At 45.1% G+C, this 17014-nt stretch carries 14 protein-coding genes and 1 riboswitch; of the genes, 1 reads left to right on the top strand and 13 read right to left on the bottom strand.

The genetic code is table 11. The features are described 5' to 3' along the window. Window positions 1–11: 11 nt before the first annotated feature. The 12 genes from FD04_RS07115 to dnaE all read right to left on the bottom strand — a co-directional run bounded on the left by FD04_RS07115 (window position 12) and on the right by dnaE (window position 13983). The gene (locus FD04_RS07115) at window positions 12–668 is read right to left on the bottom strand and encodes a LysM peptidoglycan-binding domain-containing protein (protein ID WP_056947939.1); all 657 of its coding nucleotides are present in this window, start codon (window positions 666–668) and stop codon (window positions 12–14) included. A 74-nt stretch (window positions 669–742) separates the two neighbouring features. Continuing rightward, window positions 743–2176, bottom strand: a complete 1434-nt coding sequence (locus tag FD04_RS07120) for a RecQ family ATP-dependent DNA helicase (protein ID WP_056947941.1) — start codon at window positions 2174–2176, stop codon at window positions 743–745. Beyond that, on the bottom strand, window positions 2166–3197 hold the full coding sequence (locus FD04_RS07125; protein ID WP_162255753.1) for a helix-turn-helix domain-containing protein: 1032 nt from the start codon (window positions 3195–3197) through the stop codon (window positions 2166–2168). Before FD04_RS07125 ends, FD04_RS07120 begins: the two co-directional genes overlap by 11 nt. A 95-nt stretch (window positions 3198–3292) precedes the next feature. Then, on the bottom strand, window positions 3293–3880 hold the full coding sequence (locus FD04_RS07130) for an ECF transporter S component (protein ID WP_056947945.1): 588 nt from the start codon (window positions 3878–3880) through the stop codon (window positions 3293–3295). Between the two features lie 107 nt (window positions 3881–3987). Continuing rightward, window positions 3988–4110: riboswitch (FMN riboswitch) on the bottom strand. Window positions 4111–4205: 95 nt separating this feature from the next. Beyond that, the gene (locus FD04_RS07135) at window positions 4206–4931 is read right to left on the bottom strand and encodes a pseudouridine synthase (protein WP_056947947.1); all 726 of its coding nucleotides are present in this window, start codon (window positions 4929–4931) and stop codon (window positions 4206–4208) included. Then, on the bottom strand, window positions 4931–5518 hold the full coding sequence (scpB, locus tag FD04_RS07140; RefSeq protein ID WP_054700979.1) for an SMC-Scp complex subunit ScpB: 588 nt from the start codon (window positions 5516–5518) through the stop codon (window positions 4931–4933). The genes FD04_RS07135 and scpB overlap by 1 nt, the downstream gene beginning before the upstream one ends. Continuing rightward, window positions 5511–6266, bottom strand: coding sequence for a segregation and condensation protein A (locus FD04_RS07145; protein ID WP_056947949.1), 756 nt, complete (start codon window positions 6264–6266; stop codon window positions 5511–5513). The genes scpB and FD04_RS07145 overlap by 8 nt, the downstream gene beginning before the upstream one ends. Next, a complete protein-coding gene (locus FD04_RS07150) occupies window positions 6259–6615 on the bottom strand; it encodes a hypothetical protein (RefSeq protein ID WP_054700986.1) in 357 nt (118 codons plus the stop codon). The genes FD04_RS07145 and FD04_RS07150 overlap by 8 nt, the downstream gene beginning before the upstream one ends. A gap of 20 nt (window positions 6616–6635) precedes the next feature. Further along, a complete protein-coding gene (gene xerD / locus FD04_RS07155) occupies window positions 6636–7523 on the bottom strand; it encodes a site-specific tyrosine recombinase XerD (RefSeq protein ID WP_191981752.1) in 888 nt (295 codons plus the stop codon). Then, complete coding sequence (locus FD04_RS07160; protein ID WP_054700988.1) at window positions 7507–8409, bottom strand: CvfB family protein; 903 nt, start codon at window positions 8407–8409, stop codon at window positions 7507–7509. The genes xerD and FD04_RS07160 overlap by 17 nt, the downstream gene beginning before the upstream one ends. Before the next feature lie 235 nt (window positions 8410–8644). Beyond that, a complete protein-coding gene (gene pyk, locus FD04_RS07165; RefSeq protein WP_056947953.1) occupies window positions 8645–10402 on the bottom strand; it encodes a pyruvate kinase in 1758 nt (585 codons plus the stop codon). Window positions 10403–10614: 212 nt separating this feature from the next. After that, on the bottom strand, window positions 10615–13983 hold the full coding sequence (dnaE, locus tag FD04_RS07170; protein WP_056947955.1) for a DNA polymerase III subunit alpha: 3369 nt from the start codon (window positions 13981–13983) through the stop codon (window positions 10615–10617). A 140-nt stretch (window positions 13984–14123) separates the two neighbouring features. Between dnaE and FD04_RS07175 the strand changes: the two genes are divergently transcribed. Then, the gene (locus FD04_RS07175; RefSeq protein ID WP_054700990.1) at window positions 14124–14321 is read left to right on the top strand and encodes a YjzD family protein; all 198 of its coding nucleotides are present in this window, start codon (window positions 14124–14126) and stop codon (window positions 14319–14321) included. Window positions 14322–14402: 81 nt separating this feature from the next. Here the strand turns inward: FD04_RS07175 and clpB are convergent, their stop codons facing one another. After that, complete coding sequence (clpB, locus tag FD04_RS07180) at window positions 14403–17012, bottom strand: ATP-dependent chaperone ClpB (protein ID WP_056947957.1); 2610 nt, start codon at window positions 17010–17012, stop codon at window positions 14403–14405. Window positions 17013–17014 lie beyond the last annotated feature (2 nt).

Genomic DNA, 17014 nt, shown 5'->3' on the forward strand with positions numbered 1-17014 from the left:
CACCTGTAACCTTATTTAACGCGTAGTTTTTGACCTGGACTGAGCGTTGCGTTGCCAGTTAATCCGTTTAACTCTTTCAGTTTTTCAACCGAAATACCATTATTGACTGCAACTCGGTATAAACCTTGTCCCTGGCCAACCGTGGCATACTTAGAACCAGTCGAGCTCTTGGTACTGCTAGAAGTCGTTGAACTTGAGCTTGCTTCACTACTAGTTTGAGCTTGACTGCTCGAATAAGTCGAGCTGGTAGTTTTTGCCGCAGTCGAACTAGCGGCCTCCTTAGAACTCGCTTTAGCTGCTGATTGACTAGCAGCTTGTGCTTTGCTTGAGGATGCCGCTGCCTTTTTTGACGACGAAGCCGCTTGTTGTGAAGCTGATTTTTCAGCCTTCTTTCGGTGAGTCGAACTCGATTGGCTAGTTTGTTCACTTGAAACTGCCATTGAGTTATCTGGTTTGTTCATCGCACTTTGACGTGCTAAGCCATAAATCAGTGATCCGACGGCGATTAAAATAATAATTGCAACTAAGATAATCGTGATTAATCGATTATTATGACTTTGGCGGTGTCGTTTTGTACGCGACAAATTTCCTTGAGAATCACGATCGTCCGCAAACGACTGATCCCAAGGTTTCGTTCCGGATGAGTGGTCATCTTTTTTTGGATCCATCGCTTAACCTCCTAAAAAACTTTCATTACGAATTGTACCATAGCTAGCAACAGTGTGGGCACTTTTTTAATAAGCTAATGCGCAAACAGCTGCGTCACGATTGATTGCCAATCTGTGGACGCCAGTTGAACACGCTCATTGTCTGACGCCTCTAGACCCAATGCCGAAATATCAAGCTGTTCGTCATTATCACAACAATGCGTTGGCTTTTCTGAATCAGTTTGGTCAAAATACGACCGGATAAATTCTCGACGACAACTGCTAATTCGGACGTACGCCAACATCTTCTGGAGTGCCCGGAACCGCTGCTCACGCCGCTTTTCAAAGCCGGCTAACACCCGCTCAAGACTAACGTGATGATTGCGGTAAAACCAAATCAAATTTGCCTTATTATCTGGCGCGGCTAATGGCGCCTTTTGGTGATAATAGTAGTCAATTTCGTTAGGCTCTGGCACCGTTGTTTCACTCAAAAACTGAGCAATTTGTTCATCGCCAGGTTGATAGAGTAAAATCGCAATACTTGGTTGTCCATCTCGACCAGCCCGACCAATTTCTTGCCAATAGCTTTCTAAATCACCGGGGAGATGATAGTGGATCACAAACCGGACGTTATTTTTGTCAATCCCCATCCCAAAGGCGCTCGTAGCACAGATAACGTCCAGTTGTCCCAACATAAACTGTTGTTGGACCTTGAAGCGGGTTTCTAAATCAAGATCGGCATGATAGGCAGCCACATGACACGTCGTTTTTTGGTTCAAATACCCCGCCATCTCATCAGCCTTTTGTTTACTTGAAAAATAAATGACGCCCGGTTTTTTGAGTTGCTGGACTAATGTTTCCAGTCGTTCATCTTTATCGGCCAACACCTCAAATTTTTCGACGTCCAAAAAAATATTTTGGCGGTCAACTGGTAAAATAATTTCTTCAGCATCTGGCAGCTGTAACTTAGCTTTAATATCAGCCTTGACGTGATCGGTCGCAGTGGCCGTGGCCATTAACGTCAGTGGGTCACCCAGTAAGTGTCGAATTTGACCTAAAAGTAAGTATTCTGGCCGAAAATCTGGTCCCCAAGTTGAAATACAGTGGGCTTCATCGACTACCAACAAGCCCAGTTGAACTCGTGAAATAGCAGTTAAAACGGCCGACTGACTTAACATCTCTGGCGAAACAAATAAAAACCGATATTGATTTAAGTGAGCTAATACGGCTTGCTTTTCGTTATAAGTCATCATTGATGTTAGTGCCGCTGCTCGCTTTTCACCACGAACGCTGAGGGTAGCGACTTGATCTTGCATCAACGAAATCAAGGGTGACACGACGACCACTAATTGATCAGCTAGAAAACCGTACAGTTCATAAATCAAAGTTTTACCGGCACCGGTCGGCAAAACGGCAAGGGTATCTTTGCCCGCACCAAGTGCTTTTAACGCCTCCAGTTGTCCCGGCCGAAATGTCTCAAAACCAAACGTCTGCTTTAAGGCCTGATAGAATTGTGAATCACTGATCATCCTGCTTACTCCTTAATATCTCGTATAACCGAAACTGCCAAAATTCTAATGATAACGGCGCAACTTGGTCAAACTGCCACTCATCAATTGATTGCTGATCGAAAATATCAGCGAGTTTAGTTTGAAGTGCTGGTGACAAAGTCCGTTCATAATCAAACGCGTTAAGTGGTTCTAAAATTGCGGCTTCCAGTAGGTGCTCTCTGACGGTACTATCCTTTAAATGTCGTCGCTGACTAATCGTTGAAAGCGACTGTCCCTGGTTATAAGCCTGTACCGTTTGTAAGGCACTTTGACTAACCGGTGAATTCACCAAACCCGCCAAAAGCGTGGTAAACACAGGTGCTTGCTCTTGTTGGATAAATTGAACAAGCTGACAGACTAAATCGGTTTGAATTAAAGTCGCTTCAGCTAAAGACATCTCAGCAGTTTGTGCTAACTGGGTGATTGTTTTTCCTGGTTGCACATGGCCCACTAAAAGGTTAGCCAAAAAGTTGGCTTGGGTTGTGGGCAAACTCGTCAAAAACGCCTCTAAGAACGTGCGAAACTGTTCGGCTAACGATGCCTCACGATACTGATGAAACCAGCGTTTGATGGTTTGTTTAACCGCCCAGGGAACCTGAAGCGGATAATACTGCCGATTCTCAAAACTAGCTTCGGAAACCACTTGAATCGCTAATAAAAAACGCTGCCAAAACGTACTGATATCAACGGTTAATCGAACTGATAAGGCCTGTGGTTGGTATAATGACGTGGCGTTTAAGGTTGTTAAACCCTCTGGCGTCAATTTCACTTTTGTATCCGCCATTACAGCCAGCTTGTCGTTAACTAACGATTGGGCGGCTTGGTCAACTTCAGTTCGAGATAACCGCTTGTCATAACCCAACCAGTCAAGTTGGGCATACCGCATCCCCCAATAAAGTGTTGAAACGGACCGCTTGCCCACTAACACATTTTCAATCACCCTAAGTCGTCTCGGGGTATTTGCTGATAAAAACCTTAATAATTGTGTCGCATCAAGCACGGTCATCCCACCTTAAAAAGTCTGCCACCATTTTCCCACACCGAAAAACGGCTGTCTAGTCCAAACTAGACGGCCGTCGCAAAATTGACTGAAATTTAAAGTAAATCAGATTGTTGCTTTAAGAAATGCTGCATGCGCATCGTCACAAGTACAAATACCGCGCCGACTAGAACACCCTTGATCAAATTGAAAGGAACAACCCCAAACAAGATCATCTGAGCCAGTGGCATCGTAATCTTCATGCCAAGTACGGCCATATAGAGCGGAATTAATACTAGCCAATTTAAGAGCGCCATGACCACTGATAAGCTCAAGGTGCCAGCAATCACACCCAATGTCAATCGAGTCACTAACTTGCGTTGCGTGAACCGCTTTAAAACCAGGTAGATTGGCAACATAAAACTAACTGAAGCAATGAAGTTGGCCACGATGCCAATCAAATTCGCTACATCCACACCGGTCAGCAACCAATACAGTAGGCCTTTGATTGCTGCAATCAACATCCCACCAACGGGGCCGAACATGATCATCCCCAGTAAAATCGGAATATCCGAAAAATCGACCTTCATATACGAAATGAATGGCAGTATCGGAAATGATACGAAATAGAGTAAAAATGAAATACCAGCGAACAACGACATGATTACGACCTGGCGAATACTAAACGGTTGACTGTGTTCCATCAGAATTTCCTCCCGAACCTGGTCATCTTCAATGAAAGCGCAAACAAAAAGCCGAATTGACTTCTCCAAGGGGAAAATCAATTCGGCACACATTAATTGCGTTACCTAATAATCTTCTTTATACCAGACTTTACTGTCGGTTTCGGAATTGCACCGAATCAGCTACCCCGAAGAGTAGGTCGCGGACTATTACCGCCGGTCGGGAATTGCACCCTGCCCTGAAGATGAACCATGTTATTTATTTTACAAAGTCATTGTACGAGAAATTACGTTAAAAAGCAAGCAAATTGTATAATTCCCGAAAACTTTGACTATCTGAATCAAACTAATCAAGTGACACTAGTTTTTTGAGTTGCTTGACTTCTTCCGGATTTAAATCACGAAATTCACCTGGTTGAACGCCCTTCAAAGTCAAAAAGGCGTAATTCTCCCGTTTTAGCTTCATCACTGGGTGGCCAATGGCCTGCAACATCTTTTTAACTTGGTGATTCTTTCCTTCATGAATGGTCAGTGATACAATGGCCGTCTTTTTCGCCTGATCACTGGAAACAAGCTTCGATTTAGCAGGTGCCGTGAGTTTGCCTTCGACCTTAACGCCCTTGCGTAACTGTTTTAACTCATCGTTGGTCGGAATCCCCTGTACTTTAGCAATATAGGTTTTTTCAACCTCATACTTAGGATGGGTCAACTGATTTGCTAGGGCACCGTCGTTAGTCAACAACAACAAGCCCGTTGTATCGTAATCCAAGCGACCAACTGGATAGACCCGTTCTCGGATTTCATTATCAAGTAAGTCAATGACCGTTTTACGGTGTTTATCGTCGTGCACAGTGGAGACGACTTGGCGTGGCTTATTCATCAAAATATAAACTGGCATTTCGGTTTGAATGGGCATCTCATCAACCATCACTGAATCATGTTTACCAACCTTTACGCCAAGCTCTGTCACCGTTTGACCGTTGACCTTCACGTGTCCGGTCGTAATCAGTTTTTCGGCACCCCGCCGTGATGCAACACCTGCGTGAGCCATTACCTTTTGTAATCGTTCCATTAATTGTCCTCCACATTAAATTGTTCGTTGAAGCGTTTTAAAAATAAATCCCCATTAGCCTGATCATCGGCAGTTGTTTTCGCCTCTGGCAATGGTGGTAATTGGTCAATATTATCCAGACCAAAGTAATCAGTAAAGTAGTCCGTTGTCTGATACAGTTTTGGCCGGCCCGGTCCCTTACGTCGACCTGCCTCGGTAATCAATTGGCGCAGCAATAGTTTGTTCAAGGTTGCTGAACTTTGGACGCCACGAATCTCATCAATTTCGATTCTCGTAATAGGTTGATTATACGCAATAATCGCCAAAACCTCTAGCGAAGCTTGAGATAACCCGGTTGAGCTGGGTGCCTCAAAATATTGACTGACTAATTGTGCCAACGTTTCTTTGGTTGCTAACCTCACCGTCTCACTACTTTTTAAAATCACTAAAGCACAATCAGGGTCAGATTGGTACTTTTCATTTAATTTAGCCAAAGTCTGATTCACGGCTGGTACAAGTGACCCCGTTAAGCTGGCCAATTCTTTAATTGTTAAACCCGTTTCGCCACTCACAAACAGTAGGGCTTCGAGTTGTTGCATTTTACTCATCATTTTCCCCCAACTTCGCTGGTTTAACCGTGATGGGCACCACCCGGTTAGGCTGATCAAGCGCAACTTCATGCTGCTTGGTCATTTCTAGCAGCGCTAAAAACGTCGTCACCAGCTCTTCTTTATTGGGCCGTTGATCAAACAATTGACCAAACGGTACGGCCACCCTCACCTGACTGAGTCTGAACCGAATTTTTTTCATCTGCATTTTAACCGTGAACTGTTCACTTTCAATTAACCGCATCGGTAATTCCGGTTGATGACGCCTTCTGGTTAACGCTAAAATAACCCGCTGCAAATCTTGCGTGGTCAACCCTGGTGCCAGTTTGCCTAGTTTAACACCTGCCGGAATCGTCATTTCAGGTCTAGTAAAAAATTTTTGTCTGGCAATGGCTTGTTGCTTAAACCAGCTCGCCACCTGCTTATATCGTTGATACTGAATAAGTTGGTTAACCAATTGATCTTGCATTTCTTCTAAGGTTGGTTCTTCATCGTCTTCGACCGGTTCATCGGTGACCGGTAAGAGCAATTTTGCCTTCATTTTCATGAGGGTTGCCGCCATCACGAAGTACTCGCCGGCAACGTCCAATTGGTGGTCCTGCATTGAACGTAACGCTGTCATGTACTGGTCAGTAATGGCAACGATTGGAATATCGTAAATATCAATTGACGATGACTTGATCAAATGAAGCAGCAAATCAAGTGGCCCTTCAAAGTTTTGAATGTGGATCACCGGCTGATCACTCATGACTAGCCTCCCACTTTGCAATCACTTTGGTCGTCTCAAGCGTCCCCATCAATCGTTGATCAGGATACATGTCCGCTAGTTCATCTAGCATCGTTGAGGTTTGGTTGGCATCCCGAACCGCTGGCGTGAGCGCAATCAAACGAACAATAGCAAAATCCGGTCGTAATTCAACCCCAATAATGCCTGAAAAATCTTGGTTGAGATCCTTCCACAAAAGTAGCTGGCGAGCCTCACTATCCTGATACCACTGCAGTTCAGCTTGCAAGCGATCGATTTTTTTAAGTGCCGGCACAAAGGAGAGCAATCCCATTGCCACTTTTTCATAATCTGTTCGGTACTTGAGTAACAACTTGTCGCCTCCTTGAAAACTTACGCGCGTGGATGTGTCCGTTGGTAAACCTCGGCTAAGCGCTTCTTTGAAATGTGCGTATAAATTTGGGTGGTCGAGATATCGGAATGTCCGAGTAATTCTTGGACAATTCGTAGATCCGCGCCGTTTTCTAATATGTGGGTTGCAAACGAATGCCGCAAAGTATGTGGCGTCACGTGTTTTTTGATACCGGCTAAACTCACATAACCCTGAATTTTTTGCCAGATGCTTTGACGACTGAGACCACTGCCATGGGCATTCAAAAACAGGTATGGTGATGTGCGTTGCTTAAGCAATAGCGGCCGACTTTGGGTTAGATAACGGTCAATCCAGCTAATCGCGACGTCGCCGATTGGGATAATTCGTTCTTTATTGCCCTTACCAACTGTTTGAATCAGGCCCATTTCGAGGTGCAATTCACCCAATTTCAGGTGAACGAGTTCGCTGACACGTAACCCAGTCGCGTACATGACCTCTAAAATGGCCCGATCCCGGATACCGTATTTGTTCGACGTATCTGGCGCTTCAAGCAGGGCGTTTACTTCATCAACCGTCAAAACTGCGGGCAGCGTGCGGGCGTGTTTTGGTGCCCGAACTTCAGCCATCGGATCAACTGTGAGTTCCTCTTGTTGAACCAAATAACGGAAAAAACGGCGCAGCGTTGAAACGGTTCGAGTAACGCTATTGCGAGCTTTACCAGCTGTTTGGAGTGACTTCAAATAATTTAAAATGGTTAATTGGTCAACTTCAGCGAAAGTGGTGACCCGTTGTTGACCTAAAAATTGCTTAAACGCCTCTAGGTCCTGTCGGTAAGCTGCAATTGTATTGGGCGCTAAACCACGCTCAATTTTTAAATTATGCAGGTAATCCTCAATTTGTTCGTCCATCATGGTCACGTCCCGCTTCGGTTAACCAGAGATAACCATCGTGCTGTTCAGCAAATCTGACCTTCATCAAATGGCCAACTGCACGTTTAAACTGCCCCTTACTAATGCCAAAGTAAGCCTTGATATCTTCTGGATCACTTTTATCGGTATAGTTAATACGCCCCTCTGGTGCGTGTTGAAGGGTCGCTAATAGCATCAAAGCGTCATCGCTGATTGCTTCGTAAGCGCGTGGCCGTAACGACAACTTCAGGGTGCCATCAGGATACTGGCTAATGACCCGGGCGTTTAACTGTTGACCTAAACGTGGCTCTTCATCTCGTTCGGACGGATGAATGAAGCCAAGTTGATAGTCGCTCGTCATCACCATGGTCCCGGCCAATTTTAATCGATAGGCAGTGGCCACAACGTCATGGTTAGTCAACTTGCCGGTCACTGGTTGCGCAATTACCCGATAGAGCATTTCGTCAGCTAAGTCGCCCCACATCCGGCCCTTCTTATCAATTTTAATCGCTAACATTAACCGATCGCCACGTTGCGGCCATAATGAGGCCATTTCAGGCAAATCATCCAGTGACACGACAATGTCCTTATTTGGCAGGCCAATGTTGACAAACACGCCCAACCCATGCTGCACGCGGACCACTTCACCAAACCCATAGTGATCAACTTGAACTTTGGGCACATCTCGGGTGATTTGTAATTGGTGTTGTTCATTTTCGTAGGCATAACCCTTAAAATGACTCCCAATTTTGAGTGGTTTTTGAATCTCTGCTTTGGCTAACCGAAACGTTAACCCATTCACTGAAACAAAGTATTCCTTGTCGTTTTCATCAGAAACCTCACCGCTGATGACTCGGCCAAGTAAAGTAAGTAATTCATCATTCATATTATTTTATTCCCCGTTCGTTTTCCACAAGTCAGTCAAAGTGACGACTTGCCGGCCATTTGCCGATACATCTGCTATTATCGCACAGATGACCTTAGCTTGGGAAGCCCAGTAGCCGACAAATATGGTGTCATTTTAGTACTACCGTCACTTATCATGATTGGGACACTAATAAGAATGCACCGCAAAATAAAAAAGCCCGACCAAAGTCGGACTTTTTGACATTCACTTAAGCTTAAAGTGCGTTTGAAGCACCGTGGTAAACAACACCACGACGAGAATCAACAGTGATCAATTCACCGTCAGAAATCTTATCAGTAGCGCCTTCAGCACCAACGATAACTGGAATCCCCATTGAGATACCAACAACGGCCGCATGTGAAGTTAAGCCACCGTTTTCAACGATGATGGCACTGGCCTTTTCGATAGCTGGCAAATAGTCTTTGTCAGTGTTCTTAGTAACCAATACGCTGCCTTCAGTCGTCTTGCTGTTAGCTTCGTCAGCATTGTTAGCTACGACAGCCTTACCGATAACAGTGTCATCGCCAACGCCTTGGCCGCGAACTAACTTTGAACCGATCAATTGAACTTTCATCAAGTTCGTCGTACCGCGTTCGCCAACGGGAACACCGGCAGTGATCAAGATCAAGTCGCCTTCCTTGGCTAAGCCAGTTTCAACGGCCTTAGCTGCAGCTAAGTCAAACATTTCGTCAGTGTTAGCTGGCTTTTCGGCAACGATTGGGTAAACACCCCAGTTAACCATCAAACCACGACGAGTACGGTCATCAAATGTAACGGCCAAAATGTCTGCGTCTGGACGGTACTTGCTGATCATCTTAGCAGTGTAACCTGATTCAGTAGCTGCAACGATGGTCTTGATGCCAAGGCTCTTGGCAACACGAGCAACGGAAGCACCAATTGATTCAGTCACGTCGCCACCGTTTAAGTCCATGTGGTCAGTACCAAAGTCTTTCAAGGCGTTTTCAGCCTTGATGTCGATCCGGTTCATAGTAGCAACGGCTTCAACAGGGTATTCACCATTAGCACTTTCACCAGAAAGCATCGTTGCGTCAGTACCATCAAAGACAGCGTTGGCAACGTCAGATGCCTCGGCACGAGTAGGACGTGGGTTTTCTTGCATTGAGTCTAACATTTGGGTAGCAGTGATCACTGGCTTGCCTAAAACGTTACACTTGCGGATCAAGCTCTTTTGAACCAAAGGCACGTTTTCAGTAGGAATTTCGACACCCATGTCACCACGAGCAACCATCAAACCATCTGAAACTTTGATGATATCATCAAAGTTGTTGATACCTTCTTGTGATTCAATCTTAGGGAAGATTTGGACGTGTTCCATGTGCTTTTCTTCCAATAATTCACGAATATCCATAACGTCTTGTGGCTTACGAACGAATGAAGCCGCAATGAAGTTAATTTCGTGATCCAAACCAAAACGAATATCTGAAGCATCCTTTTCAGTGATCCCTGGTAAGTTGATTGAAACGCCAGGTGCGTTAACACCTTTACGTGAACCAAGCAAACCATCGTTTTGCATGGTACCAACTAATTCCTTGTTGGCATCGTCTTTTTCTTCAACAACCATGTCAAGCAAACCATCATCAAATAAAACGTGGCCGCCAACGTGAACGTCGTCGAATAAGCCTGGATAAGTGACCGCGATCTTTTCCTTAGTACCTTCTAAGGATTCATCCATTGAAATGCGAAGCTTGTCGCCAGTACGGTATTGGATCTTGCCGTCCTTTTGAACAGTCGTCCGGATTTCGGCACCCTTAGTATCAAGCATGATACCAACAGTCTTGCCAGTAATCTTTTCTGCTTCATGGACGTTGTTTAAACGACCAAGGTGTTCTTCATGATCACCATGAGAGAAGTTAAACCGGAAAATGTTAGCGCCGGCCTCAATTAACTTAACAATTGTATCGACATCGGTACTTGCAGGACCAAGTGTACTTACGATCTTGGTTTTCTTCATAAGAAAAATCTCTCCTTTGAGTTTTAGACCAATTGATTGTTTCATCAGTTTGTGATGATTCACACATCAATATCAGGCCATTTTGGATTCCGATAGCTATTCTATCACTTTTCAAAATTATTGTCTGCTTGGATTTCTTAAATTCCGCTCTTTTCTGATATAAAAGCGTTTTCATGCCCTTTTATCTCGTTAATTTTTAATGAAACCAATCCCTAACTTTGTAAAACAACGTTATGCTGTCCTAAAATTTCTTCTAATGGCTGGACCAATTGCTCATCGGCTGGCAACCAATAACGTTGACTCAGCATCCGTTTACTATCATCACTCACCTGAAACAAAATGACTGGATTAGTTCCTCGATGCGCAGTCAAAAAGTCAAGCAGCTTGGGCATCAAGGTCTCCATGTCATAATCAGGGGTGACCCTTAAGAACCACTTAGCCTGATTGGTGGGTTGGTCATTGGGGGTTGTCGGTGTTGATTGTGATAACCGCTCTGCTTGTTGAATGGCTTGGGCAACTACTTGAACACTGCCACGGTTCATTTCAGTTTTACCAGAGACGACAATGACTTGTTCCGGCTGCAACCAGGTCATGATTTGCCGATAAGTATTAGGAAAAACGGTAATACTGAGTTCTCCCGTGAGATCATTAGCGGTTAAAAAGGCCATTTGATCGCCACGTTTAGTTCGAATCGTCCGAATTTTAGTGACGTAAACAACCACGGTTACCGTTTGGTCTACGACTAAATCACCAACTGACACTGCGTGACGTTGCTGAGCTAATTTCGCATACTGTTCAACTGGATGACCGGATAAGTAGGCACCTAAGTATTCGTTTTCCTTTTCAAGTCGCTGGTTTAAATCAAAATCCGGCACGTGATTAATTTTGGGCGCCAGCGTTTCAAACAAATCTAAACTACTGCCACTAAGTTCCACACTGCTGACAAATTCGGGTAAACTCGCCACCAGCTCAGCACGATTGTAGCCAAACTGGTCGAACGCCCCCGCGTAAATCAGGCCTTCAATTAAATCAACTTTTAACCATTTGGCATCAAGTCGTACCAAAAACTGATGAAGTGACTTGAACGGCCCATTGGCTTGTCGTTCATTCAAAATACTTTGTAGCAGATCGCGACGCATGCCCTTGATTGAGGCAAGGCCGAACCGAATCTGGTTGTGATCAAGTTTGAAATAGGCGCCGCTGGCATTAATATCTGGCGGAAGAATCCGAACCTGATGACGTTTGGCTTCCATTAAGTAAAGCTTCGTCTTGGTACCGTTGTTGAGTACCGAGTTTAGCAAGGCGGTAAAAAAAGCCGCCGGATAATGGGTTTTCAAATAAGCCAGCTCAAACGCCATTTTACTGTAAGCAACCGCGTGAGAACGGTTAAACCCATAGTTGGCAAACCGGTCAATATAATCAAAGGTTTTCATGGCCACCTCTTGGTTGTACCCCTTCTTTGTGGCGCCCTCAATAAACCGTTTTTGCATGGCGTCCATTGTGGCCCGCTTCTTCTTACTCATTGCCCGTCTTAGTAAGTCGGCTTGACCAAGACTAAAGCCCCCCATCACCGAGGCTACCTGCATCACTTGCTCCTGGTAAACAATAATACCGTACGTCGGTGCTAAAATCGTCTTCAGCGACGCATCTGGATAGCTGATTGGTTCCTGACCAAATCGCCGTTTAATAAAGTGATCAATATTTTCCATTGGTCCTGGCCGATACAACGCATTGACGGCCGCCACGAGTTCAAATGAATCTGGCTTTAACCGACGAAGCACGTTTTTGATACCAGCTGATTCAAACTGAAAGACCCCGTTCGTATCACCCTGTTGAAACAAAGCTAGTGTTTGAGGATCGTTTAAATCAATTTGACTAATTGCCAATGGCTGGCCGGTTTGCACCCGCACGTACTTTAATGCTGCGGCCAATAAACTGAGATTTCGAAGGCCCAAAAAATCCATCTTCAACAAACCGACCTGTTCAACGTAGTCCTTGGTGTATTGCGTCATTAACATGGCCTCTGACCCATTTTGAACTGGGACGATTTGTGTCAGTGGTTGATCACTTAAGACAATCCCAGCAGCGTGGGTAGAATAATGTCTTGGTAAACCTTCCAGCTTCGAAGCAGTTTCAAAAAGTAACTGGTTTAAAGAGGCATCCGCCACCAGATTACGCAATGGTTGTGACTGATCGTATGCCTCTTTGAGCGTAATGTGTAACACATTGGGAATGGTTTTACTCCACTCATTTAACTCGTACGGTCGCAGGCCAAACACCCGACCTACGTCTCTAAGTGCCTGCTTGGTGGCTAATGTGCCAAAAGTGATAATTTGGCCAACTCGTTCATGTCCATATGTTTGGTGAACATATTCCAGCACTTCTTCGCGTCGATTATCCGGAATATCCAAGTCGATATCTGGCATCTGGGCCCGTTCTTCGTTTAAGAATCGTTCAAACAGTAAGTTATAGCGTAAGGGATCAACGTCCGTGATACCCAGACAATATGCAACGAGTGAGCCGGCAGCCGATCCGCGTCCGGGGCCGGTTGTGATGTCAGCACGCTTCGTGAACTGCATAACGTCCCAAACGATCAGGAAATAATCATTGAACCCCATTCGGTCAATCACCTCAAGCTCATGCTGCAAGCGGTCTTGATAAGGCATAGCATCAGAGATGTGATTGTCCCGTAGCCGGGTTTGAAGACCAGCCTCACACTGTTGTTTTAAATAAACTTGGGCCGACACTTGGTTGGGCGTGGCATACTGTGGTAATTGTGGGTGTTGAAACTTCAGCTCAACTTGACACATATCTGCAATCACCTGCGTTTGTTTAGCAGCTTGTGGGAGTCCCAAATCTTCATATAATTGATTAAATTCGGCAGCTGGACGTAACCAAAACTGGCCCTGTTTTTGTCGAGCTTCTGAAAGGTTACTGATTGTCGTCCCGTCTTTAATTGCAGTTAAAACGTTAACGGCAAATTGGTCACTTGGATCCAAATAATGAACTTCTGGTAGCGCCACGACTTTAACCCGCGCGTCCGCTGCTAATTTAGTCATCATTTGGCGAAGGGTCTCTGATAGCGTCGTGGCCATACCCAGCATTAAGCTGTCCGGATCAACAGCTGATTTATATTGATCCAGTAACTGCATAACGGAGGCTCGTTGACCCTGTGTAAGCCAAAACTGAAGTTCACTGTGATTGGGCACAATGACGACTAGGTCACTTAACCACTGTTGAACTTGGGCCAGTTCAACTGGTTGATTATCTGACTGGGTTTGGGTAAATGAGCTGATAGCCATCAGATGTTGATATCCCGTTTGGTTCTTAGCCAACAGTACCAATTCGAATGATTGGTCCGTTGCAAATTGCCCTGCCAGCGTTAACGTTAGCCCAATCAACGGCTGGACATGGTACTTTTGGCAGAGCTGATAAAACGCGACTGTGCCATACATGACATTGCGATCTGTTAATGCAAGGGCCTGATACCCGCGTTGAGCGGCCGTTTTAACTAATGGCTCTAATTGGTTGGTACTTTGTAATAAGCTGTAGCTGCTCAATACTTGTAGCGGTACAAACATGCGTGTCGGCATCCTTTCTGGTTAATCATCTCATTTATTATAACAGAGTCCGTCAGCTTAGTTCAGCCAGCCACCTCTAATTTGACTTTCATTTTAACGAGCAACATGCTAAAATTGCTATTGATTGTGAGGTGTCTACTATGAAGAAATTAGAAGCAAACCTAGTCGTTATCTTTTGGGCCGTCATCTTCGGTGAAGTGATTGGCTATATTGGTGGCGCTTTGGAATTAATGACTTACAATAAACTAGAAATTGGTGTCATCGCTGCAGTAGTCGCTTTGATTCTGGTTAACGGCATTTCGTTGCTGTCCGCCTCAGATGTCAAATCCCACGATTGATCCATATTCCTAGCGTTTAAAAAAAGTTGACTGACCGAATTGCTCGGTGAGTCAACTTTTTTTGTGCTTAACTTTGATGGTTTAATCAACTGCTTTTTCAAGTTGATTGAACACGATGCCATCTCCAGTTGCATTTAAAGCAATTTCAACTTGGGACTGCGAAGTTACCGTGTTTGAAATGATCAGTTTAGCCAGTGGGGTTTCAACCAAGTTGGTAATGGTTCGTTGAAGTGGCCGGGCCCCATATGCTGGTAAGTACCCGCGTTGCGCTAACCAGTGAGTTGCTTCAGGTGTGATCGTCAACCCAATTTGTTGTTCGGTCAGACGTTTGGTTAATTTGTCGATCAACTTCGTCACAATTTGTTCAACGTCCGTCAGTGTTAACGGCTTAAACATAATCGTGTCATCGATTCGGTTTAAAAATTCCGGCTTAAAGGAACGTTGCAATAGGCTAGCGACCTGGGCCTTCGCGCTATCAGCAATCACACCGTTTTCATCCGTGCCATCAAGTAAGATATCAGAACCAAGGTTAGAAGTCATAATCAACAAGGTATTTTTAAAGTTCACGGTTCGACCCTGTCCATCCGTTAAACGCCCGTCATCTAGTACCTGTAATAGCACGTTGAATACATCTGGATGGGCTTTTTCAATTTCATCAAATAAAACAATCGTATATGGATGACGACGAACTGCCTCAGTTAACTGGCCGCCTTCCTCATAACCGATGTAACCTGGCGCCGCACCGACTAACCGGGAAACTGATTCTTTTTCCATATATTCACTCATGTCGATGCGCACCATCTCGTCCTCAGAGTCAAACAGTGACTCAGCTAAGGCTTTAGCAAGCTCAGTCTTACCAACGCCAGTCGGTCCCAAGAATAGAAACGACCCCAGTGGCTTACTTGGATCTTGTAATCCTGCACGAGACCGTAATACGGCATCAGAAACCGCCTGAACAGCTTCATCTTGACCAATGACCCGTTGATGCAAGTTATCGGCAAGATGAAGCAACTTTTCACGTTCCGTTGCCACCAGTCGGTTAATTGGAATCCCTGTCATTTTAGCAACCACTGCCGCAATTTCTTGCTCAGTAACTGACTCTTCAACGAGCCAATCACCAGAGTGATCCTTTTGCTCCATTTCGGCAAGCTCTTTTTTGAGTTGGGGGATCGTGCCGTGCTGTAAGACCGCTGCTCGATCAAGGTCGTACTTGTTCTCCGCTTCGCTTAACTCACGGGTAGCCTTGTCCAGCGCGGTCTTCTTTTCACTCAAGGCGTCAAGGGCATGTTTTTCGTCTTCCCAGCGCGCATTTAAGTTCGTCACCGTCTCCTTAACGTCCGCCAAAGTCTTTTGAACTTCCGTTAAGCGGGTTTTAGAGGCCTCATCAGTTTCCTGCTTCAAAGCAGCTTCCTCCACCTCAAGACGCATCAGCTGTCTTCTGGCCTGATCTAATTCTGTGGGTGCTGAATTCATTTCGACTCGAATCGATGCTGAAGCCTCATCAATCAGATCTAATGCTTTATCAGGTAAGAAACGATCAGTAATGTAGCGGTCCGATAGCTTAGCCGCAGCCACCAATGCGTTATCGTGAATTCGAACGCCGTGGTGAATCTCAAACCGTTCACGCAAGCCACGTAAAATCGTGATCGTATCTTCGACAGAAGGTTCTCTGACCGCCACCTTTTGGAAACGTCGTTCAAGGGCTCGGTCCTTTTCCATGTACTTGCGATATTCATCCGTTGTGGTGGCACCAATCAGATGCAATTCGCCACGCGCTAGCATCGGCTTCAGTAAATTGCCGGCGTCCATACTACCCTCTGTCTTACCTGCACCAACGATATTATGGATTTCATCAATAAACATGATAATGTCGCCATTGCTCTTTTTAACTTCATTTAAAACGGCCTTCAATCGCTCTTCAAACTCGCCACGATACTTGGCACCGGCAATGAGTGAGCCCATATCAAGCGAAAAGATTACTTTATTCTTAAGGTTTTCCGGTACGTCGCCACGGGCAATTCGTTGTGCCAATCCTTCGACGATAGCCGTTTTACCAACCCCCGGTTCCCCAATTAAAACCGGATTATTTTTGGTTTTACGGGATAGAATACGGGTCACCGACAAAATTTCATCATCACGGCCAATAATTGGATCCCGTTCACCACTTCTCATGGCCTTTACCAAGTCGATGCCGTACTTATCGAGGGCCTGAAAACCCTCTTCCTGATTCTTTGACGTCACCTTTTCACCACCACGAATCGTTTGAATTTTATTTTTGACCTGTTGTAAGGTGATGCCTTGTTGTTTCAGGTAATCGCCTAACCGGCTACCGCTCATCTGAACGACTGCTAAAATGAGTGTGTCGCTGGCGATATAGTCATCGCCAAGTTCTTTTCGAACTTCATCCGCTTTTTGAAGTAATCGATACATATCCGGCGAAAGGTTTTGACCATAAGTCACCTGTTCGCCCTCAACTGTACTGATTAAATTGATCTCACGGTCCAATTCGGCGTTTAACTGATCCATATCTAAGCCAAGTTCACTAAAAATTTGACGGTCGAGTTGACCAGGTTGAATTAAAAATTTAAAGAGGTGAGATACCCCAATTGCCTGCTGCTTACGGTTAACCGCAATCTGTTGGGCTTCCGCAATGGCATCCGAAACTGACTGCGTTAAGAGATCTGGATTCATAG

The organism is Secundilactobacillus odoratitofui DSM 19909 = JCM 15043, from assembly GCF_001434895.1.
GTDB lineage: Bacteria > Bacillota > Bacilli > Lactobacillales > Lactobacillaceae > Secundilactobacillus > Secundilactobacillus odoratitofui.

Coding starts and splice junctions, on each gene's coding strand:
- FD04_RS07135 (WP_056947947.1), bottom strand. CDS start 4,931: ATGGAACGATTACAAAAGGTAATGGCTCACGCAGGTGTTGCATCACGG.
- pyk (WP_056947953.1), bottom strand. CDS start 10,402: ATGAAGAAAACCAAGATCGTAAGTACACTTGGTCCTGCAAGTACCGAT.
- FD04_RS07175 (WP_054700990.1), top strand. CDS start 14,124: ATGAAGAAATTAGAAGCAAACCTAGTCGTTATCTTTTGGGCCGTCATC.
- scpB (WP_054700979.1), bottom strand. CDS start 5,518: ATGAGTAAAATGCAACAACTCGAAGCCCTACTGTTTGTGAGTGGCGAA.
- xerD (WP_191981752.1), bottom strand. CDS start 7,523: ATGGACGAACAAATTGAGGATTACCTGCATAATTTAAAAATTGAGCGT.
- FD04_RS07115 (WP_056947939.1), bottom strand. CDS start 668: ATGGATCCAAAAAAAGATGACCACTCATCCGGAACGAAACCTTGGGAT.
- FD04_RS07160 (WP_054700988.1), bottom strand. CDS start 8,409: ATGAATGATGAATTACTTACTTTACTTGGCCGAGTCATCAGCGGTGAG.
- FD04_RS07120 (WP_056947941.1), bottom strand. CDS start 2,176: ATGATCAGTGATTCACAATTCTATCAGGCCTTAAAGCAGACGTTTGGT.
- dnaE (WP_056947955.1), bottom strand. CDS start 13,983: ATGTTTGTACCGCTACAAGTATTGAGCAGCTACAGCTTATTACAAAGT.
- FD04_RS07145 (WP_056947949.1), bottom strand. CDS start 6,266: ATGAGTGATCAGCCGGTGATCCACATTCAAAACTTTGAAGGGCCACTT.
- clpB (WP_056947957.1), bottom strand. CDS start 17,012: ATGAATCCAGATCTCTTAACGCAGTCAGTTTCGGATGCCATTGCGGAA.
- FD04_RS07130 (WP_056947945.1), bottom strand. CDS start 3,880: ATGGAACACAGTCAACCGTTTAGTATTCGCCAGGTCGTAATCATGTCG.